Raw genomic sequence first — 20,467 nt, 5'->3', positions numbered from 1 at the left:
ACGAAAAAAAACCCGCCAGCGGCGGGTTTCTCAGGAAGCGGCAAGAATTACTTCTTGGCTTCTTCGGTGGTAGCAGCAGCTTCAGCAGCAACGTGGCCAGCTGGTACCGATGCGGTAGCGATGGTCAGGTTGTTGCCGTGGGTGACAGCGGTCACGCCTTTTGGCAGGGTCAGGTCAGCAACGTGAACCGAGTGGCCAACGTCCACGTTCGACAGGTCAACGGTGATGAACTCTGGCAGGTCGCCTGGCAGGCATTCGATGTCCAGCTCGTTAGCAACGTGGCTGATGGTCGCGCCGTGCAGTTTCACTGCTGGCGATACGTCAGCGTTAGCGAAGTGCAGAGCCACTTTCACGTGGATTTTTTTGCTGGAATCAACGCGCTGGAAGTCAGCGTGCAGAACCAGTTGTTTGAACGCGTGCATCTGGAAGTCGCGCAGCAGCACTTTTTGTGCTTTGCCGTCGATTTCCAGGTCCAGGATCGACGAGTGGAACACTTCTTTTTTCAGCGCGTGGTACAGCGCGTTGTGGTCCAGCGAGATCGCGATCGGGGCTTCGGTGCCACCGTAGATGATGCCAGGGGTTTGGCCCGAATTGCGCAGGCGGCGGCTCGCTCCGGAACCTTGCAATTCGCGTTTGAATGCAACAACTTTCATGTGTAACTCCAATAATAGGACTTGCGCCCTGTGTGATGAAGCGCCCCGCGACCAGGCGCGCTTCGGGAAAAACGGCGCCCCCGGTAAAAAACCGGGGGCGCCGCCTCAAAACTGATGCTGTATTGTTCGCTTAGTCGACGAACAGGGAGATCACGGAATCGCCCTTGATGATGCGTTTGAAGGTCTCTGCCAGCAGTGGTGCGCAGGTCAGTTGACGAATCTTGGTGCATTGCTTGGCCGCTTCCGACAGCGGAATCGTGTCGGTCACCACTAGTTCGTCCAGCGACGAATTGTTGATGCGGTCGATCGCTGGACCGGACAGCACGGCGTGGGTGCAATACGCCACCACTTTCTTGGCGCCGCGCTCTTTGAGCACTTCCGCAGCCTTGACCAGGGTACCGGCGGTATCAACCATGTCATCCATGATCACGCAGTTACGGCCTTCGACGTCACCGATGATGTTCATTACTTCGGACACGTTGGCTTTCGGACGGCGCTTGTCGATGATGGCCAGGTCGCAGCCCAGGCGTTTTGCCAGGGCGCGGGCACGGACCACACCGCCGACGTCCGGCGACACGACCAGCAGGTCTTCGTTGTTCTTCTTCTGCAGGTCGCCCAGCAGGATTGGCGAAGCGTAAATATTGTCAACCGGGATGTCGAAGAAGCCCTGGATCTGGTCTGCGTGCAGATCCATGATCAGAACGCGCTCGACGCCGGCTTCTTCCAGCATATTGGCAACCACTTTGGCCGAGATCGCAACGCGCGCCGAACGTGGGCGGCGGTCTTGACGGGCGTAACCAAAGTAAGGAATCGCGGCAGTGATGCGGCCGGCCGATGCGCGTTTCAGCGCGTCCACCATCAGAATCAGTTCCATCAGGTTGTCGTTGGTTGGCTGGCAAGTCGATTGCAGCACGAAGACGTCTTTACCGCGGACGTTTTCGTTAATTTCAACCATGACTTCACCGTCCGAGAATTTCGAGACGTTTGCTTTGCCGAGGGGGATGCCGAGATTTTTTGCGACTCCCTCTGCCAACGCAGGATTAGCGTTGCCGGTAAAAACCATCAGGTTTTCGTAAGCCATTGGGATTCCAGAGAAGTTGTAGAAAATTCTTTGAGGAGCCAGCGCGAGCCGCGCCGCACTGAACTAAATGGAATGAGGCGCATCGTGCGCCTCACTTTTTGCTCTATCTGGCCGGAGACTAGTGCCTCGACGGATCCAGATACAAACGAATGGCAGGGGAACAAGGATTCGAACCTTGGTATGCTGGAATCAAAATCCAGTGCCTTAACCAGCTTGGCGATTCCCCTACGCAACTTGCTGCTTGTCGCTACAGGCCAGTATTATACAGCCATTTCAGCGATTCGCAAAATCTTTTTTCCGCTTCACAACTTCGCGATGATTGGATGCTGTTGCAGCGCTCGCGCTTTCCAGGCTCTCCACTTGGCAGGCACTTTTGCAAGTACCGCGTCGGCGTCCGCCTCGGTTGCTACCGCACTGAACACACATGCACCGGAGCCAGTCATCCTGGCATCACCGTAAGCACCGAGCCATTCTACCGCTTCTGCTACCGGCGGGAATAACTTCGTTGCTACCTGTTGCAAGTCGTTCCTTCCAAACCCCGCTGCTCTGGAGTGGCTGGAAAAGTCCGCTATATTAACGAGCGGCGTGTCCCTTGTCAAATGTTCTGAGCCAAAAATTGCAGCGGTCGGCACCATCACGCCCGGTTCGATAACCACATACCAACATTGCGGCGCCGTCACCGGCTGCAATGCCTCGCCCACGCCTTCGGCGAACGCGGTTTCGCCAAAGATAAAGAACGGAATGTCGGCGCCCAGCGGCAGCCCCAGATCCATCAGTTCCTGCTTGCTCAGGCCGGCGCTCCACAGCTTGTTCAGCGCCATCAGCGTGGTGGCCGCATCGGACGAACCGCCGCCGACGCCGCCGCCCATCGGCAGCACCTTGTCGATGGCGATATCGACGCCGCGCGGCAAGGCACCCGTGCGGCGCTGCACTTCCGCCTGCAGCAGCCGGGCGGCACGGATGATCAGGTCGCTCTGTTCCGGCACGCCGGGCAAGTCGGTCACGCGGCGCAGCGTCGTGTCGTCGCGCAGCGTGAAGTGCAGCGTGTCGCCGTGGTCGATCAGCTGGAACACGGTTTGCAGCAGGTGGTAGCCGTCGGCGCGGCGGCCATTCACGTGCAAGAACAGATTGAGCTTGGCCGGAGCCGGGCAGTTTCTTAATTCGGTCATGCCAGCATTTTACTGGTCGGGCGCATCGATGAAAATGCGGATATTCATGTCATCCACCGCCTGCCCCAGCGCGATGCGGGTGGCGTAGATCAGCTTAGGCCTGGGCACGGCGGCTTTTTCATCTTGCCAGTCGACGTATTCCAGCTTCCAACCGTCGCGCGTGATGACGGTGTCGTTGGCCGGCGAGGCGGTGAACGGCTTGCCGTCGCTGTCGGTGGCGTAGCCTTGCAGCCAGTAGCGCAGGCCGGAGACCGGCAGCGTCCAGCCCAGCGCTTTCTGGGTCAGTGCATCCACAGTGGGCGCGGTCTGCGGCGGCGCCTTGTCACCCTGGGTCAGCGTGGCTGAATGCGGCGTGACCTTGATCACGGCGATCATCTGCCCCAGCGGCGAGGTCAGGCTGACATTGACGTTGTCCTTGTCCTGCTGCCAGTCGTACTTGCCAGTCATCGATTCCTTCTTGCCGTCGCGGCTGAAGTTGATGGTCAGACGGCCGGTCAGCTCGGTCTTGTCGCTATACGGCGCGACCACGGCGGTGGAACGCGGGCCAGTGGTGGCGCAGCCGGCGACGGCAGCCGACAGGGCCACTGCCAACAGCAGCGGCCGGATGAACGATGGTGTAGTCATTTATAAGCTTTGGTTGAGGCGCGCCAGCGTACTCTTGAGCGCGTCGTTTTTCGGATCTTTGGCTTGCGCTTCTTTCCACATCTTCTGGGCGGCGCCGACGTCGCCCTTGGCGAACAGCACCTCGCCCAGGTGGACGGCGATTTCCGGATCGTTGCGTAGCGCGTAGGCGCGGCGCAGCAGCGCTTCCGCTTCGTCCAGATTGCCCATGCGGAACTGCACCCAGCCCATGCTGTCCATGATGAACGGATCGCCGGGCGCCATCTTCATCGCCTTGTCGACCAGCGCGTAGGCTTCCGGCAGGCGCTCGTTGCGTTCGGCCAGCGAATAGCCCAGCGCGTTGTAGGCGTGCTGGTTGTCGGGCGCGGCGATCATCACCTGGCGTAAAGCTTTTTCCATCAGCACGGTATTGCCGACCTTTTCGGCCACCAGCGCAAAGTCGTATAGCAGGTCGGGATTGTCGGGATAGCGCTTGAGGGCGTTTTCCAGCACCTGATAGGCGGCGCGGTGGTCGCCGGCGTCGCGCAGCAGCTGGGCGTCGGTCTGGAATACTTGCGCCTGGTCGTTGGGGTCGGCCGGCGTCAGTTCGGCCAGCTGCTTGCGGGCCTCGTCGATATTGCCTTTGCGGGCGGTCAGCACCGCCATTTTCATGCGCGCGGCCAGGTAGACTTTTTCGTCGCTGCCCTCGACCTTCTCCAGCCAGCTATAGGCGAGGTCAATATCGCCGCGCTGCTCGGCGATCTGGGACAGGATCACCAGCACCTTGGACGGATCGCGCTCGTCGTTCGGATGCTCAGCCAGGGTGGTCACGAAGCGGGTAAAGTATTTCTCCGCGTCCGGCAGATTGTCGGCCTGCATCGACGTCACGCCCAGCGCGTACAGCGTGGCGATGTTGTCCGGCTGGTCTTTCAGCAGCATCAGGAATTGCTTGCGCGCCTCGTCGTACTGCTTGTTGTCGACCAGAATGCGGGCGTAGGCGGCGCGCACCTCGGTCGATTTCGGATACTTGTCGAGGAAGCCGGTCAGCGTTTTCATCGCGGCGTCGATATCGCCCGACACCTGGGCGCTGGTCAGGATGGCCAGTTCGGAATCCGGCTTGATGGCCAGCGCCTTGGCCGACTCGGCGCGGGCGCGCGCCATGTCGTTGATGCCGAACGCGCCTTGCGACAGGATCAAATGCGATTCCAGCGTATCGTCGTATGGCAGCAGCACGCGTTCCTGCAGCGAGAAGGCGGCGGTCTTGTCCTTGGCGCGCAGCAGGTATTGCTGCATCTGGAACATCACCAGCGGACGCGCGGCCGGCTTGGCTTTTTTCAGGCGGTCCTCGAACGCCGCCTCCGCTTCGCCCAGATCGTCGCCGGTCACGGCAAAGCCGAGGAAGAACTGCGCGGCTTCATCGGAATCCGGCGCCAGGTTGCGCCACAGGCGGATGGCCGACATCGCCTCGCCGTTCTGCTTGGCGGTCAGCGCCATTTCCACCGCACGGCGCGCCAGGCGCGGATCGCGGGTCTGCTGGGCCAGCGCCATCATGGTGATGTATGGGCCTTGCCACTGCCCTTTCTTGAATTCCAACTCGGCCTTGGTGATGCGGAACAGCAGGTCGCTGGTCAGATCGTTATTCGGCAGCGCTTCCGGCGCTGGTGCTGGTACTTCGGCCTCGGCCGGCGCGGCGGCGTCCGCAGCAGCGGCCTCGGCAGGCTGCGGCGTGGCGGCGGGCTGGTCCTGCTGGTGCGGCGCGACAGCGCACGCCGACAGCAAGGCGGACAGGGTTACAATGGCGAAAGCGTTTTTCAAGGGCAGATCCTGGCAAGTCAGCAAAGTACGGTCAGATTTTACGCCGTTCGCAGTACGGGCGGAGTTTGACTAGTGTAACCAAATATTCCGTTACAGCCAGACGTTGCCTCCCATTATTTCCTCAGCCAGTTGAGATAGATGCCAGAATTACCAGAAGTCGAAGTGACACGGCGCGGCGTCGCGCCCCATATCGAAGACCGGGTGGTGCGCGAGGTGGTGCTGCGCCGCGAAGGTCTGCGCTGGCCGTTCCCGGCCGCCCTGCCCCAGCTGCTGGCGGGTCGCAAGGTGCTGCGCACCGGGCGCCGCGGCAAGTATCTGCTGATCCATTTCGAACATGGCACGCTGATCATCCACCTCGGCATGTCCGGCCACCTGCGCATCATGGACCCCGGCATTGAGCCGGAGAAGCACGATCACTTCGATTTGCAGGTGGAAGGCCCGAACGGCCCGCAGGTGCTGCGTATGAAAGACCCGCGCCGCTTTGGCGCGGTGCTGTGGCACGACGCCGCCGACGGCGAACTGGAACACCATGTGCTGCTGCGCGAACTGGGCGTGGAGCCGCTGGAATCGGGCTTCAGCGGCAAACTGCTGTACGATCAGACCCGTCAGCGCAGCGCGCCGGTCAAGCAGGTGCTGCTGGCCGGCGATATCGTGGTCGGTGTCGGCAATATTTATGCATCGGAAAGCTTGTTCCGTGCCGGCATCAATCCGAAGACGCCGGCCAAGCGTATCAGCCTGGCGCGCTACGAGAAGCTGGCGCAGGCGGTGCGCGAGATCCTGGCCGAAGCCATCGTCCAGGGCGGCAGTACGCTGCGCGACTTCATCAGCGTCAACGGGCAGTCCGGCTATTTCCAGCAGACTTATTTCGTCTATGATCGGACTGGCGTGCCCTGCCGTGTTTGCACGGCGCCGATACGCCATATCAAGCAGGGCCAGCGTTCCACGTTCTATTGTGTGAATTGCCAAAAATAAATAAGGGCACACCGATGATGGTCAGGGATTTCGAACAGTACAGCGCCTGGCGGCAAGGCGTGGTCACCGCACTGAAGAATTATCAGGCGTGGGTGGCCGGCGCGTCCCTGACCGACGCCGCCACCGATCAGCGCGTCAGCCGCACGCTGGCGCGGCTGGCCGACGACCAGTTGTCGGTGGCCTTCGTCGCCGAATTCTCGCGCGGCAAGTCGGAGCTGATCAACGCCATCTTCTTTGCCGAATATGGCCAGCGCATCCTGCCGTCGGCGGCCGGCCGCACCACCATGTGCCCGACCGAGCTGCTGTGGAATCCCACCCTGGCGCCGTCGATCCGCCTGCTGCCGATCGAGACCCGGGCCGACAACCTGTCGACCAGCGATTACCGCGAGCAGCCTGCGGCCTGGACGGTGCTGCCGCTGAACCTGGACGCCGGCGCGGAAATGCACGAAGCCTTCAAGCAGGTCAGCAAGACGCGCTATGTGCCGGTGGAAGAAGCCAAGCGCTACGGCCTGTACGACGAAGACGATCCGGACATGCCGGCTACGTTGGACGAGAACGGCTGGGTGGAAATTTCGCTGTGGCGCCACGCCATCATCAACTTCCCGCACCCGCTGCTCAAGCAGGGCCTGGTGATCCTCGACACGCCCGGCCTGAACGCCATCGGCACCGAGCCGGAACTGACGCTGAACCTGATTCCGAACGCGCACGCGGTGCTGTTCATCCTGGCCGCCGACACCGGCGTGACCAAAAGCGATATCGAAGTCTGGCGCAACCACATCGGCGCCGGGGCCGGCCGGCTGGTGGTGCTGAACAAGATCGACAGCATGTGGGACGAACTGCGCAGCGAGGACGACATCAACGCCGAGATCGCCCGCCAGCAGGCCAATGTGGCGCACATGCTGTCGCTGGAGCCGCGCCAGGTGTTTCCGGTGTCGGCGCAGAAAGCGCTGGTGGGCAAGATCAACCATGACGTCGAGTTGCAGGCGCGCAGCCGGCTGCACGCGCTGGAAGGCGCGCTGTTCAACGAGCTGATCCCGGCGAAGAAGGACATCGTGCGCAAGCAACTGATGGAGGAATTGCAGGCGCTGAGTACGGCGCAGATGGCCATGCTGCAGGCGCGCAGCCGCGGCATCGTCGAGCAGCTGCACGAGCTGCGCAGCCTGCGCGGCAAGAACCAGAATGTGATCTCACACATGATGCGCCGCATCGATGTGGAGAAGAAGGAATTCGACGCCAGCCTGTTCAAGCTACAGGCCACGCGCGCGGTGTTCACGCGGCTGTCTACCGAGCTGTACACCTGCATGGGCATGGACATCGTGCGCGACGATATCGAACTGGTGCGCCAGGAGATGCAGCGCAGCCGCTTCTTCACCGGCGTGCGCGAGGCGGTGCGCGGGTATTTTGAACGCACCCGCGCCAACCTCGACGCCGCCGAGCGCAAGACGCTGGAAATCAGCGAGATGATGGGCGTGATGTACCGCCGCTTCTCGACCGAGCACGGCTTGACGCTGGCGCTGCCGATGCCGTTCTCGCTGGACCGTTACCGCGATGAGCTGGCCAGCATCGAGGCGATTTATTACAAGACCTTCGGCACGGCGACGCTGCTGACCACCAGCCGCGTGACCTTGATGGAAAAGTTCTTCGACACCATCGCCTCGCGCGTGCGCGGCTGCTTCCGCTCCGCCAACAACGATGCGGAAGCGTGGCTGAAGGTCATCATGGCGCCGCTGGAGGCGCAGATCCGGCAGCACAAGGATCAGCTGAAACACAGGCTGGGCTCGATCCAGCGCATCCACGATGCGACCGACAGCCTGGAACAGAAAATTGATGCGTTCGAGCGTAGCCAGCAGGAGCTGGAAGCGCAGAAGACGCGTCTGAACGAACTGGCGAATGCGATCGGCATCGCCATCAATGCGGAATTTGTGGCGCTAGACGCCGCAGCCTGATTTAGGAACAGAATGAAAGTTGTAGCAGTAGAGAATTTTGCAGATCCCAGTTTCTCGGTCGATCTGATCGACTGGCAAAAAGTGCATGGACGCCATGTGCTGCCCTGGCAAAACACCCGCGATGCGTATTTGATCTGGCTGTCGGAGATCATGTTGCAGCAGACCCAGGTGTCGGCGGTGCTGGGTTATTACGCGCGTTTCCTGGAGCGCTTTCCGACGCTGCGCGATCTGGCGGCGGCGCCGGTGGAGGATGTGATGGCGCAGTGGAGCGGACTGGGCTACTACACGCGGGCGCGCAATCTGCACAAGTGCGCGCAGCGCGTGGTGGCCGAGTACGACGGCGTGTTCCCGTCCGACCCGCTGCTGCTGGCGGAATTGCCGGGCATCGGCCGTTCGACGGCGGCGGCGATCGCGGCGTTTTCCAGCGGCCGGCGCGCGGCCATCATGGACGGCAACGTCAAGCGCGTGTTTGCGCGGGTGTTCGGCATCGATACCTATCCGGGCGAGAAGAAGACCGAGCAAGCCATGTGGTTGCGCGCCGAGGCGCTGTTACCGGAGGTGGGCATCGAGTCGTACACGCAGGGTTTGATGGACATGGGCGCGACCTTGTGCACGCGCAGCAGTCCGTCATGCGAACGCTGTCCGATGCAGCCGCGCTGCGTGGCCTTTGCCACCAACCGCACCAGGGATCTGCCGGTGCGCAAGCCGAAGAAGGCGACGCCGGAAAAGCAGGCGGAGATGCTGGCGATTATCGATAACGGCCAGGTGCTGCTGGAGCAGCGGCCGCCGACCGGCATCTGGGGCGGGCTGCTGTCGCTGCCGGAACTGGAGGGGCATGTGGCGGCGGACGACGATGAGATCGCGCCGCCCAATGATGAAGCATTGTTGCGGGTGGTGGCCAAGTTTGGCGAGATGGAATCGTGTGATCGCCTGTCGACGGTGACGCATGTGTTCACGCACTACAAGCTGCACATCGCGCCGTACCGCGTGACGCTGGCGCGGCGTTTCCCGATGGCTGCCGAGTCAGGCCACGTCTGGCTGGACGCCGCCCACATCGCCGACGCCGCGTTGCCGGCGCCGATCAAGAAGCTGCTGCTGGAACTGCTGGGCGACCGCCGCGACGCGCAGCAGCGGATGTTCTAGAGATATTTTATCGCTGCGATAAACATCGCAGCGACGCTAATCTGCGAGGCGAACATCCACTTCAGTAAAGTGGCGGTCGCACTGTCGATTCGCGCATCGAGCCTGGCGTAACCGACATCTATCTTGGTGTTAAGCTCGGCATAGCCGACATCTATCTTGCTGTTGAGTTGAGCAAAGCCGACATCCATCTTGCCGACGAGCTCAGCCTGCACAAGGTCAATCTTGGCGTTGACCTTGGCGAATCCCACGCCCATTTCTTCTCGCAACGCGGAAAATTCATCCCGGCGCACGTAGTTGGACTGGATGACGGCGACATCGGTTTCCAATGTGCCGCCCCGTTCACTAATCTGCTCGCTCATGATGCACCTCTACGAAAGATAGCGGGCGATCGCCAGCGAAATCGTCGCATTGGCGATGATGATCCCAACAAACCACTTGATAAGGCGGGCTTCCATGGTGGCGATCTTGGTTTCGAGTTTGGCGATCTCAACGTGGGTGCTGGCGATCGCCGTGTGGACTTTGCCGAACTGCACAGCCACCTCTTCCCGAAACGCCATCAGCTCGACCTTGGTGGCGCAGTATTTTTCGATTTGGTCCTGCAGCTCCATGACGGCTCCCAACGAAGTACAGCGTACTTCATCATCGGCCGCGCAAGGGTTCAGGTCAAGCTGAACACCTGCGCTGCTTGAGGCAGATCAGAGCTCGTCCAGCGAGAACAGCCGGCGGTGTTCGCGGATGGCATAGCGGTCGGTCATACCGGCGATGTAGTCGGCGATCTTGCGCGCCTGCTTGTTCACATCGCCCGACTTGTCCTGGTAATCCGGCGGCAACAGCACCGGTTCGGCCATGAACGACTCGAACAATTCACGCACGATGCGGCTGGCTTTCACCCGCATGCGGTTGACCTTGTAATGACGGTAGAGATTGGCGTACAGGAAGCGCTTCAGTTCGGTCGCGTCCTTGCGCATGCCTTCGGAAAAACGAATCAGCGGCGGCGCCGCGCGCACGTCGTCGATATGCTGCGGTGCGAACTCGGCAATGCGCGCGCTGGAGGTCTCGATCAAGTCATCGGCCAGCGCCGTGATCAGGCGGCGCAAGGTTTCATAAATCGCGCGCCGGCCCGACAGGCCGGGAAACGCCAGCTGCACATCGCGCCACAGCCTTGCAAAGAAGTCCACCTGCTCCAGCTGATCGATCGAAATCAGGCCGGACCGCAGGCCGTCGTCGATGTCATGGCTGTTGTAAGCGATCTCGTCCGCAAGATTGGTCAGCTGCGCTTCCAGCGACGGCTGCTGGCGGTCGATGAAGCGCTGCGCCACCGGCCCGAGCAACTTGGCATTGTTCAGCGAACAGTGCTTGAGGATGCCCTCGCGGGTTTCAAACATCAGGTTCAGACCGTCATAAGCGCCGTAGTGCTCTTCCAGCTCATCGACCACGCGCAGGCTTTGCAGATTGTGCTCGAAGCCGCCGTAATCGTGCATGCACTCGTTGAGCACATCCTGGCCGACATGGCCGAACGGCGTGTGGCCAAGGTCATGCGCCAGCGAAATCGCTTCCACCAGATCCTCGTTCAGCCGCAGGTTGCGCGCCAGCGAACGGCCGATCTGCGCCACCTCCAGGCTGTGGGTCAGCCGGGTGCGGAACAGGTCGCCTTCGTGGTTGAGGAATACCTGGGTCTTGTACTCCAGCCGGCGGAACGCCGACGAGTGGATGATACGGTCGCGGTCGCGCTGAAACTGGCTGCGCGAGGCGTGCGCAGTTTCCGGATAGCGGCGGCCGATGCCGCCTTCCGAATGGGCTGCGTAGGGGGCGAGATATTCTTCCGGCGACATGATTTAAACGCAAGCCGCCAGCGTCGCCAGCAGCAATTCCTGCGGCGCGTTGCTGATCTTCGAACCACCGAGCGGATTCATCAGAATAAACTTGATGGCGCCGCCCTCATTCTTCTTGTCCACTTCCATCGCTTCCAGCCATTTGTCGACGCCCAGGTCGGGCGCCTTGACCGGCAGGCCGGCGGCCGCCACCAGCGCGCGCACGCGCTCGACCGGGGCCGCGTCGATCAGGCCCATGCGATGCGACAGATCGGCCGCCATCACCATGCCGCAACCGACCGCCTCGCCGTGCAGCCAGGCGCCGTAGCCCATGCCGGCTTCGATGGCGTGGCCGAAGGTATGGCCGAAATTCAAAATCGCGCGCAGGCCGCCTTCGCGTTCATCCTGGCGCACCACGTCGGCCTTGATCTCGCACGAACGGGCGATCGCGTAGGCCAGCGCACCCTTGTCGCGCGCCATCAGCTTGCCGATGTTGGCTTCGATCCACTCGAAGAACGCCAGGTCGATCACGGCGCCGTACTTGATCACTTCCGCCAGGCCGGCCGACAGTTCACGCTCCGGCAGGGTTTCCAGCGTGGCGGTATCGGCGATCACCGCGCGCGGCTGGTAGAACGCGCCAATCATGTTCTTGCCGAGCGGGTGGTTGATGCCGGTCTTGCCGCCCACCGAGGAATCGACTTGCGACAGCAAGGTGGTCGGCATCTGAATGAAATCGACGCCGCGCATATAGCTGGCGGCCGCATAACCGGTCAGGTCGCCGATGACGCCGCCGCCGAGGGCGACCAGCGTGGTCTTGCGGTCGGCCTTGCTTTGCAGCAGGGCGTCGAAGATCTGCATCAGGCTGGCCCAGTTCTTGAACTCTTCACCATCGGGCAAAATCACCGACGTCACGTCCTTGCCGGCGGCGCGCAAGCCGCTTTCGACGCGCGCCAGGTACAGCGGCGCGACGGTGGTATTGCTGACGATGGCAACCTTGTTGCCGTGCACATGGCGCGCCAGCAGCGTGCTGTCGTCCAGCAGTGACGGGCCGATGGAAATCGGGTAGCTGCGCTCGCCCAGTTCCACGTTTAACAGGATGTTGGATTGTTCGTTCATCGATGGTTCGGCTTGGGTGACGCAGTTGGGCGAGGCCTCGCAGGCCATAGTATCCAGCTGGGTCAGGATGGTCTGAACCATCGATTGTACGTTAGGACGGCCGGTATCGATGACCAAATCAGCAATTTCCGTGTACAAAGGATCACGCACCGCCATCAATTCTTCGAGTTTTTTGCGCGGATCGGCGGTTTGCAGCAGCGGCCGGTTCTTGTCGTGCGCGGTGCGTTGCAGGATGCTGTTGACGCTGGCACGCAGGTAGACCACGGTGCCGCGCGCCTGCAACAGAGCCCGGCTGTCGGCGTTGAGCACCGCGCCGCCGCCGGTGGCCAGCACCAGCCCTTGCTGGCCGCACAGGTCGCGGATGACGTCCGCCTCGCGCCGGCGGAAACTGGCTTCGCCCTCGATTTCAAAGATCCACGGGATCGAGGCGCCGGTGCGCGCCTCGATTTCGTGGTCAGAATCAATAAACTTCAGCCCCAGCTTGCGAGCCAGGATGCGGCCGATGGTGGTCTTTCCTGCCCCCATCAGGCCGACTAAAAACACATTTTGCATGCACGGTCCAGGTTATTGCGGGTTACTGCACGTCGTCGACACCCCGTAAGGACTGGTCGCGCCGGGCGGGCGGACGTTTTGTGAAGAATAATCGCCGCTCAATCCTATCAAGTGTACCAGAGAGGTGTAGCGCGACTCCGTGCCTTGGGTGGCTCCCTGTATGGTGAGGTTGACATCCAGCCAGTACACGCGGTCGCGCGGGTACACCAGTGAGACGGTGGCGCGGCCGGTGCTGTCGGTGGTTACGGTCGGCGTCACGGTGACCGGAATGCCCGGATCGAGCACGCCATTGCCATTAAAATCTTCGCCGGCGTCGAGGATGCCGTTGTTGTTGAGGTCCTCGTTGGCGCAGGCGGTGCGCGACACCGGCTCCCATGGACCGGTCGGCGCGGTGTAGGCCAACGCCCCCTTGTAGTAGAAGGTCGGCAGCACCGCTGCGGTCAGATTCACGTTGCGCACCGCATTACCGGTGGCGTCGGTGACGATCACCACGTAGTCCATCTGGTAGGTGGTGCTGCTTGGCGTCAGCACGGTGTTGCCGGTGCCGGCGCTGATGAACAGCGATTTCTGCGCCACGGTCAGGGTGGCGGTGGCGGCCGCGTTGGAGCCGCCGATCAGGCGCGCCTGGATGCGCACGCCGCCGGTCGGAGTCACGGAACTGCCGGCAATGAAGTTGGTGCTGGCGGCGCCATCGGCGCCGGTGGTCGCCACCGACGGCTCGGTCAGCTTGCCGCCGCTCGGGTCGCTCAGGATGGAGAACGACACGGTTGCGTTCTTGACCAGATTGTTTTGCGCGGTGCCATCGCGCACCACTGCGCGCAAGGTCGCCTGTTCACTGGTGCTGCCGGCGGCGTTGGTGCCGATGATGGCCGGATCGACTTGCAGCGTGATGGTCGACACGCTCGTCACCGGTGCATAGAATTCCAGCACGGTCTGGGTGGTCTGGCCGCCGGCGTTGGCGGTCAGCGTGGCCACGCCCGGACCGGTGGCGTTGACGTACGCGGTGGCGGCGCCGCCCGACAAGCCGAGCGCGCCACTCAGCGCCGCCGAGCAGGAGGCGTTGCTGTACACCGTGCCGCGCGAGGTGCTGATCGTCACGCTGCTGCCCGGCGCATTGGTCACCGCAACCTGCTGGCAACCGCCGATGGCGGCCGAGGCTTCGACGTTGCCACTGCCGTCGAGCACGCGCACGGCAAAGGTCGAGGAATTGATGGTGATGCCAGTCGAGGCCAGTTCGCCCATGGCCTTGACGCTGACCACGTCGGCCGTGCCGCCGCTGGCCGTGTAGCTCAACACCAGCTGACCGCCGGAATTGGTGACGGCGCTACCGCCATCCTTGACGGTCAGCGAGTTGGCGTTGGAACTGTACGTGACCGGCTTGCCGACCAGCGGATTGCCGGCCGAATCCACCAGCTTGACGGTGACGTCGGTGCTGGCGCCAACGCTAATGCTCGGCGCGGCGCTAAGGGTCAGCACATTGCCGCTGACGCGCACCACGATCGGCGTGGCGGCCGCGCCGGTGACGCTGGCGCTGACCTTGATGTCGCGCGAGGTGGCGTCGCCGCCGATGCCCAGCGTGCCGGTGACCACACCCTGCGCGTTGGTAACCGCGTTGGTCACGCTCAGGCTGCCGGAATCGGATTTCAGGCTCACGGTGATGTTCGGCACAACGTTATTGTTGGCGTCGCGCACCAGTGCGGTCACGGTAACGTCCTTGGTGCCGCCGGACGGCAGTGTGCCGGAGTCGGCAGTCAGCGTCAGCGTCGGGACGGCGTTAACCACCTGCACCGTGATGGCGCTGGACTTGGCATTGCCGGCGCTGGCGGTAATGGTGATCGTACGCAGCGACGAGTCGCCCTTGACGCTGAGTTTTTCAACCACTTGGCCGGAGGTATTGGTGGTGCGGTTGGTGCTGGTAATCGTGCCCGAGCTGGTACTGAAGCTGACCGTCTCGCCAACCAGCGCATTGCCGCCGCTGTCCTTGACGATGGCCGTCAGCGTGACTTCCGTGCCGTCCAGGCCGGACGAAGCGATGGTGGTGGCGTCCGCCGTCAGCGTCACGCTGGCAGCCTTGGACGGCGCCACGCCGCTACTGTTGGTGCCGGGCGAACCGCCGCCGCCGCCGCAAGCGGCCAGCAAGCCTGCGCAGGCAAGCGATGCCAGCCATCCGGTGAATTTATTCATGACACATCCCATTAACGTTGATGAAGTGAATTAATCAGCGCGTGGACGGCAGCTTCTCCGCCACGATTTTTGGTGTGATAAACACCAGCAGCTCCGTCTTGTCATTGGTGCGGGTGTTGCTGCGGAACAGATAGCCCAGCACCGGCACGTCGCCCAGCAGCGGGACTTTGTCGGTGGTGCTGCGCTCGGTCAACTGGTAGATGCCGCCCAACACCACGGTGCCGCCGTTGTCGACCATCACCTGGGTCTTGACGTGCTTGGTGTCGATGGCGAAGCCGGAACGGGTTTCCTGGCCGACGCTGTCCTTGTTGACGTCGACGTCGATGACGACGTTGCCGTCCGGTGTGATCTGCGGCGTCACTTCCAGCCGCAGGTTGGCCTTGCGGAACTGGATCGAGGTGGCGCCGCTGCTGGTGGCTACCTGGTACGGCAGTTCGATGCCCTGCTCGATCAGCGCCACCGACTTGTCGGACGTGATCACGCGCGGGCTGGAAATAATCTTGCCGGTGCCATCTTCTTCCAGCGCGGACAGTTCCAGGTTGAGGAAGCGGTTGGCGGCCGACGAGAACAGACTGACCGCCAGGCTGCCGGCTTGCGCGCCGTTGATGCTGGACGCCGGCAAGTTGACGAACTGGCTATTGGCGTAGCTGCTGGTGCTGACCGCCACCTGGCCGGTGGTTTCGCCGACGCCTGTGATGTTGCCGCCGATGCCGATGCGGGTATTGCTGTTGCCGATCTGGTAGCCCGAATCGCCGCCGCGCTGAGTGCGCAGGTCGGTGAAGCCTAGCTTGGCGCCGAGGTTGCGGGTGAAGGTGTCGCTGGCTTCGACGATGCGGGCCTCGATCAGCACCTGCTTGGTGGCGACGTCGGTCTTGGCAATCAGCCGGCGCACATCTTCCAGCTTGGATGGAATGTCGGTGACGAACACCTGGTTGGTGCGCGGCTCGATGATGGCGCTGCCGCGCTTGGACAGGATGCGGTTCTTGCTGTCGGCGCCGCCATCCAGCCCGAACACCAGCTTGAACGCTTCCGCCTTCTGGTAATTCAGCTGGAAGATTTCCGACTTCAGCGGTTCCAGGTCGGCGATCTGGGCTTTCTGCTCCAGCTCCAGCTTTTCCTTGGTCAGCAATTCTTCCTTGGGCGCGATCCACAGCACGTTGCCGTTCTTGCGCATGTCGAGGCCCTTGGCTTGCAGGATCACGTCCAGCGCCTGGTCCCACGGTACTTCCTTCAGGCGCAAGGTCAGGTTGCCGGCCACGCTGTCGCTGGTGATGATGTTGAGGCCGGAGATATCGGCAATCGCCTGCAGCGCCGCGCGCACTTCCACGTTCTGGAAATTGAACGACAGCTTCTCGCCGCGATAGCCTTGCGAACCCTGCGTCAGCTTGTTCGGATCTTCCTTGATCGGCTTGATATCGACCACCAGTTGGGTGTCGCTCTGGTAGACGGTCTGTTCCCACAGGCCGCGCGCCTCGATGGTCAGGCGCGTGTTTTCGCCCTGCGGCACGGTGGTGATCTGCCACACCGGGGTGCCGAAGTCGCCCACATCCAGCTTGCGGCGCAGCGTGTCCGGCACGCCGGTCTTGAGGAAATCGACGACGACGCCGGTCGGCGTCTGGCGCACGTCGACCGCAACCTGGTTGTTGGGCAAGTCGACCACCACCCGGCCTTCGCCGTTGGCGCCGCGCCGGAAGTCCAGATCGCGCAGTGCCTGCTTGCCGGCCGGGGCGGCGGGCTTGGCGACCGGCAGGCCGGCACTATCCACCGCGGTGGCGACGCCGCCGGAACCGTCAATGGTCAGGATGATGGCGTTGCCGTCGATGGCAGTGGCGTAATTGAGCGAGCGCTTGAGGTTGAATACCAGGCGCGAGCGTTCGCCGGCCTGCACCAGGTTCACGCCGCGCAGGTCGCCCTGGTTCAGTTCCAGCACATTCTTGCCGGTGGCGTTGATGGTGGCGCCGAAGTCGAGCGCGATCCGCGCCGGATTGGAAATAGCGAAGTTGAGCGGCAGCTTGTCCGGCGCGCGCCGCAGCGCGATCTTGACGACCACATTGGCGCCCTGCTGGCGGGCGGTAATTGCTTCGATGGCGTTGCCGGCAGTGGCGCTGAGGCCAGCCCCGGCCGCATCGGCGGTCTGCGCCTGCGCCAGGCCGGCAAGTTGCAGGGTCAGCGCCATGGCTGCCCAAGTGGCGGCGGCCAGGACGCGGCGGGCCGTGAGATGAGCGTTCATTTGGCGTTCTCCTTGCTTTCCTGCAGTTCCAACCGGGACTGGCGCTCGACCCAGTCGCCAGTGGCGTCCTGGACGATTTCCTTGATGGTGACGGTGTTGTCGCTGATGCCGGTGATGCGGCCGTAGTTCTCGCCCAGATGCTGGCCCACCACCACCTGATGCACGGCGCGGTCGACTTGCAGCACGGCGTGCACCACGCCTTTTTTCTCGATGGTGCCGACCATCTTGATGGTGTCGAGCGGATAGCTCTCCAATAATTCCTTGCGGCGCTCCATGTCCGGCTTGATGCCGCCACCACCAGTGGCACCCATCTTGGCCAGCTCGGCCAGCAGCTTGTTGGGGTTGAATGGATCGATATCGTCCTTGCGCGCGTAGGCGAACGGCACGAACACCTTGGGCTCGGCCAGCGGCGGCACGCGCACCTGGGTTTGGGCGTCGATCTGCTTCATCCAGGTGCGCACTTCCTGCACGTCGCTGTCGCCGCAGCCGGCCAACAGCACCATCGCCATCAACATGGAAAGGAGTAGCTTCATGATGGCTTGGCCGCTTTCTTTTTCTTGTCGGCGGCGGCTTTACGCTGCGCGGCCACCTCTTCCGGATCGAGATAGCGGAAGGTCTTGGCCACCGCCTCCAGCGTCAGCACGCCATCCTTGCCGGTGCTGAGCGCCAGGTTGTTGAGCGTGACGATGCGCGGCAGGTTGGCGATGTCGCCGGTAAAGGCGCCGATGTCGTGGTAGTTGCCGGTGATCTTGATATCGATCGGCAGCTCGGCGTAGTAATCCTTGATCACCACCTGCTGCGGCTTGAACAGGTCAAACTGCAAGCCGCGCCCGGCGCCGGCCTGGTTGATGTCGGTCAGCAGCGCGGCCATCTCGGCCTTGCTCGGCAACTGCTTCTGCAAGCGCTCGACGTACTGGTCGACCTGGGCTTTTTGCGCCCGCAGCGCCTCCAGGTTGATCGCCTGCGCGGTCTTGATCTTGTACTCGTCGCGCAGCCGGGTCTCCGTCATCAGCCCGGCGTCCTGCTCGTCGAACTGCGAACTCCAGTAGCCAAAGTAGCCGGCCACGCACACCGCCGCCGTCACGCCGATGGCGCACAGCACGCGCGGCGCCACCGGCCACTGGCCCGGATGGCGGCCCTGGAGGTCGCGGAACTGGTCGGCCAGGTCGGCAAACCACGCGCTGAGATTGATATTGAGCTTGGCGGCCATCAGGTGCGCTCCTGCGGCTTGGCCTTGGCGCCATCCGCCGGCTTGTCCTTGTCGCGCGGACGCTTGATGAAGACGTTGAGATTGAACTCCACCACTTTCTTGGCGGTCTTGCCCTGGCCGAGGCCGGTGGATTTCACTTCGATCAGGTCCGGCCGCTCCAGCCACGGCGAGGCGCCGGCCAGATTGCGCAGCAGTTCCGAGACGCGCTCCTGCGACTGCGCATAACCGTTGACGGCCACCTTCTGACCATCCTGCCGGAACGACTTGAGGTAGACGCCGGCCGGCGTCTGGCTGACCAGTTCATCCAGCAGGTAGACCGGCTGGTTGCGGTCGCCTTGCAAATCCTCCACCGCCTGCTGGCGCGCCTTCAGCGCTTCGATGTCCTGCTTCAGCGTGGCGATTTCGGCGATTTTTTTGTCGAGTCCCGTGATCGCGGTTTTCAGTTCCTGGTTGCGGGCGTCCTGGATCGAAATGGCGCGCGCGTTGTAGGCGCCGACCACCAGCACGATGCCGATGCCGATCACGCCGCCGAGCGCCAGCAGCGCGAAGAAGGCTTGCTTCTTCTGCTTGCGTTTCTCTTCGCGGTGCGGCAGCAGGTTTATGCGTATCATCAGCCGAACCTCCGCAGGGCCAGACCGCAGGCCACCAGGTAGGCCGGCGCGTCCAGCCGCAGCTGCGCCTCACGCACCGACGAACCGATCTGCATGCCCTTGAACGGCGAGATCACCGAACTGGCGATGCGGGTGCGGCTGGCCACCAGGTCCAGCAGCCCCGGAATCAGCGCGCAGCCGCCGGCCAGATATAGCTGGTCGACCTTGGTGTAGGGGGTGGAGGTGTAGAAGAACTGGACCGCGCGCGTGACTTCCAGCGCGGCGCTTTCCAGGAATGGCGTCAGTAGTTCGGCGTGGTAGTTGTCCGGCAGGTCGCCGATTTTCTTGCGCGCCTCGGCTTCTTCAAACGACAGGCCGTAGCTGCGCACAATGTCCTGGGTCAGCGTGTTGCCGCCGAACGGCTGCTCGCGCTCGTAGACGGTGACGCCGTCCAGCATCACGGAAATATGCGTGACTTGGGCGCCGATCTGGAACAGCGCGATCACCTGACCGATGCCGGCGTCCGGCAGCTGCGTCACCACGCGGTCCAACGCGGCGCGGGCGGCGTAGGATTCGATGTCCATCACGGTAGCCTTGAGGCCGGACGCTTCGGCAATCGCCACCCGGTCCTCGACCTTTTCACGGCGCGACGCGGCCAGCATGACTTCGATATCGTCGGTGGAATTGGCGGCCGGACCGATCACGTCGAAATCCAGGCTGACTTCGTCCAGCGCAAACGGAATGTACTGACTCGCTTCGGATTCGACCTGCACTTCCAGCTGGTCTTCCGACATGCCGGCCGGCAGGATGATTTTCTTGGTGATGACGGAAGCCGGCGGCATGCCCAACGCCGCATGGCGGGCGCGCGTGCCGCTCTTCTTCCAGACCCGGCGCACCGCTTCCACCACCTGGTCCATGTTCTCGATATTGCCGTCGGTGACGGCGTTGCGCGGCAGCGGCTCGGCGGCGTAGCGCTCCAGCTTGATGTCACCCTTGGCGCCGTGCGCCAGCTCCACCAGCCGCACGCTGGAGGTGCTGATGTCGATGCCCACCAGCGGCGGATTGCCCTGCCCCAGCAAGGCCTTGAGGTCGATCATACGAGGCCTCCGGCGCCATGGCTGGCGCCTGCACGGCTGTGCATACGAACGTGCTGTCGAGCAGTCTGCATAAGGAACTCGTTTGAAAACCAGCGTTTAGAAGGCATATATCAGCCCGTACATTAAATCGAGGCTATTTAAGTGTAAAGGTATTTCTACTGTGCACAATTGACCGGGTGTGAGGGTTTCGCCACACTTATTTTTGCCCACATGGCAGCAAAAACAACTCAGTTGTTTTGTTGCTCACGAAGAAATATTCCTGTCGTATGGAACGGCCCCGCCGCTCGCTTATAATGGG

18 protein-coding genes and 1 tRNA gene are annotated in these 20,467 nt (G+C 62.6%); 3 read left to right on the top strand and 16 right to left on the bottom strand.

Annotated features, from left to right (window positions below; all coding sequences use genetic code 11):
• Positions 1-47: 47 nt before the first annotated feature.
• The 6 genes from HH213_RS13520 to HH213_RS13495 form a co-directional block, all read right to left on the bottom strand.
• A complete protein-coding gene (locus tag HH213_RS13520; protein WP_110846437.1) occupies positions 48-653 on the bottom strand; it encodes a 50S ribosomal protein L25/general stress protein Ctc in 606 nt (201 codons plus the stop codon).
• A 130-nt stretch (positions 654-783) separates the two neighbouring features.
• A complete protein-coding gene (locus tag HH213_RS13515) occupies positions 784-1,734 on the bottom strand; it encodes a ribose-phosphate pyrophosphokinase (RefSeq protein WP_110846436.1) in 951 nt (316 codons plus the stop codon).
• A gap of 150 nt (positions 1,735-1,884) precedes the next feature.
• Positions 1,885-1,961: transfer RNA gene (locus HH213_RS13510), tRNA-Gln, on the bottom strand.
• A 75-nt stretch (positions 1,962-2,036) separates the two neighbouring features.
• Positions 2,037-2,903, bottom strand: a complete 867-nt coding sequence (ispE, locus tag HH213_RS13505) for a 4-(cytidine 5'-diphospho)-2-C-methyl-D-erythritol kinase (RefSeq protein WP_169112550.1) — start codon at positions 2,901-2,903, stop codon at positions 2,037-2,039.
• Between the two features lie 9 nt (positions 2,904-2,912).
• Positions 2,913-3,527, bottom strand: coding sequence for an outer membrane lipoprotein LolB (locus HH213_RS13500; protein WP_110846434.1), 615 nt, complete (start codon positions 3,525-3,527; stop codon positions 2,913-2,915).
• Positions 3,528-5,318, bottom strand: coding sequence for a tetratricopeptide repeat protein (locus tag HH213_RS13495; protein ID WP_169112549.1), 1,791 nt, complete (start codon positions 5,316-5,318; stop codon positions 3,528-3,530).
• 138 nt (positions 5,319-5,456) lie between these two features.
• Here HH213_RS13495 and mutM point away from each other — a divergent pair, with 138 nt between their 5' ends.
• From mutM to mutY, 3 genes are read left to right on the top strand one after another with little or no spacing between them, the layout of a single operon-like run.
• On the top strand, positions 5,457-6,290 hold the full coding sequence (gene mutM / locus HH213_RS13490) for a bifunctional DNA-formamidopyrimidine glycosylase/DNA-(apurinic or apyrimidinic site) lyase (RefSeq protein WP_169112548.1): 834 nt from the start codon (positions 5,457-5,459) through the stop codon (positions 6,288-6,290).
• 17 nt (positions 6,291-6,307) lie between these two features.
• Positions 6,308-8,236: a dynamin family protein gene (locus HH213_RS13485; protein ID WP_169115155.1), complete on the top strand. Its 1,929-nt coding sequence runs from the start codon at positions 6,308-6,310 to the stop codon at positions 8,234-8,236.
• A 12-nt stretch (positions 8,237-8,248) separates the two neighbouring features.
• Positions 8,249-9,379, top strand: coding sequence for an A/G-specific adenine glycosylase (gene mutY, locus HH213_RS13480; RefSeq protein WP_169112547.1), 1,131 nt, complete (start codon positions 8,249-8,251; stop codon positions 9,377-9,379).
• Here mutY and HH213_RS13475 read toward each other — a convergent pair.
• From HH213_RS13475 to HH213_RS13430, 10 genes are all read right to left on the bottom strand, one after another.
• Positions 9,376-9,738 carry a hypothetical protein gene (locus HH213_RS13475; protein ID WP_110846430.1) on the bottom strand — a complete coding sequence of 121 codons (363 nt, stop codon included), beginning with the start codon at positions 9,736-9,738 and terminating at the stop codon, positions 9,376-9,378. The genes mutY and HH213_RS13475 overlap by 4 nt on opposite strands.
• A gap of 9 nt (positions 9,739-9,747) precedes the next feature.
• Positions 9,748-9,987 (bottom strand): hypothetical protein, encoded by a 240-nt coding sequence (locus HH213_RS13470; RefSeq protein WP_110846429.1) that lies wholly within the window; start codon positions 9,985-9,987, stop codon positions 9,748-9,750.
• Between the two features lie 87 nt (positions 9,988-10,074).
• A complete protein-coding gene (locus HH213_RS13465; protein ID WP_169112546.1) occupies positions 10,075-11,211 on the bottom strand; it encodes a deoxyguanosinetriphosphate triphosphohydrolase in 1,137 nt (378 codons plus the stop codon).
• 3 nt (positions 11,212-11,214) lie between these two features.
• A complete protein-coding gene (aroKB, locus tag HH213_RS13460; protein WP_169112545.1) occupies positions 11,215-12,858 on the bottom strand; it encodes a bifunctional shikimate kinase/3-dehydroquinate synthase AroKB in 1,644 nt (547 codons plus the stop codon).
• 12 nt (positions 12,859-12,870) lie between these two features.
• Positions 12,871-15,042, bottom strand: a complete 2,172-nt coding sequence (locus HH213_RS13455; RefSeq protein ID WP_169112544.1) for a beta strand repeat-containing protein — start codon at positions 15,040-15,042, stop codon at positions 12,871-12,873.
• Between the two features lie 34 nt (positions 15,043-15,076).
• A complete protein-coding gene (locus tag HH213_RS13450; protein ID WP_110846425.1) occupies positions 15,077-17,272 on the bottom strand; it encodes a type IV pilus secretin PilQ in 2,196 nt (731 codons plus the stop codon).
• Complete coding sequence (locus HH213_RS13445) at positions 17,269-17,805, bottom strand: pilus assembly protein PilP (RefSeq protein ID WP_110846424.1); 537 nt, start codon at positions 17,803-17,805, stop codon at positions 17,269-17,271. Before HH213_RS13445 ends, HH213_RS13450 begins: the two co-directional genes overlap by 4 nt.
• Positions 17,802-18,482 (bottom strand): type IV pilus inner membrane component PilO, encoded by a 681-nt coding sequence (locus HH213_RS13440; RefSeq protein ID WP_110846423.1) that lies wholly within the window; start codon positions 18,480-18,482, stop codon positions 17,802-17,804. Before HH213_RS13440 ends, HH213_RS13445 begins: the two co-directional genes overlap by 4 nt.
• A complete protein-coding gene (locus HH213_RS13435) occupies positions 18,482-19,093 on the bottom strand; it encodes a PilN domain-containing protein (RefSeq protein WP_110846422.1) in 612 nt (203 codons plus the stop codon). The genes HH213_RS13440 and HH213_RS13435 overlap by 1 nt, the downstream gene beginning before the upstream one ends.
• On the bottom strand, positions 19,093-20,169 hold the full coding sequence (locus HH213_RS13430) for a pilus assembly protein PilM (protein ID WP_169112543.1): 1,077 nt from the start codon (positions 20,167-20,169) through the stop codon (positions 19,093-19,095). The genes HH213_RS13435 and HH213_RS13430 overlap by 1 nt, the downstream gene beginning before the upstream one ends.
• Between the last annotated feature and the right edge of the window lie 298 nt (positions 20,170-20,467).

Source organism: Duganella dendranthematis, assembly GCF_012849375.1.
Taxonomy (GTDB): domain Bacteria; phylum Pseudomonadota; class Gammaproteobacteria; order Burkholderiales; family Burkholderiaceae_D; genus Rugamonas; species Rugamonas dendranthematis.
This window is presented reverse-complemented; position numbering and strand designations above follow the sequence as displayed.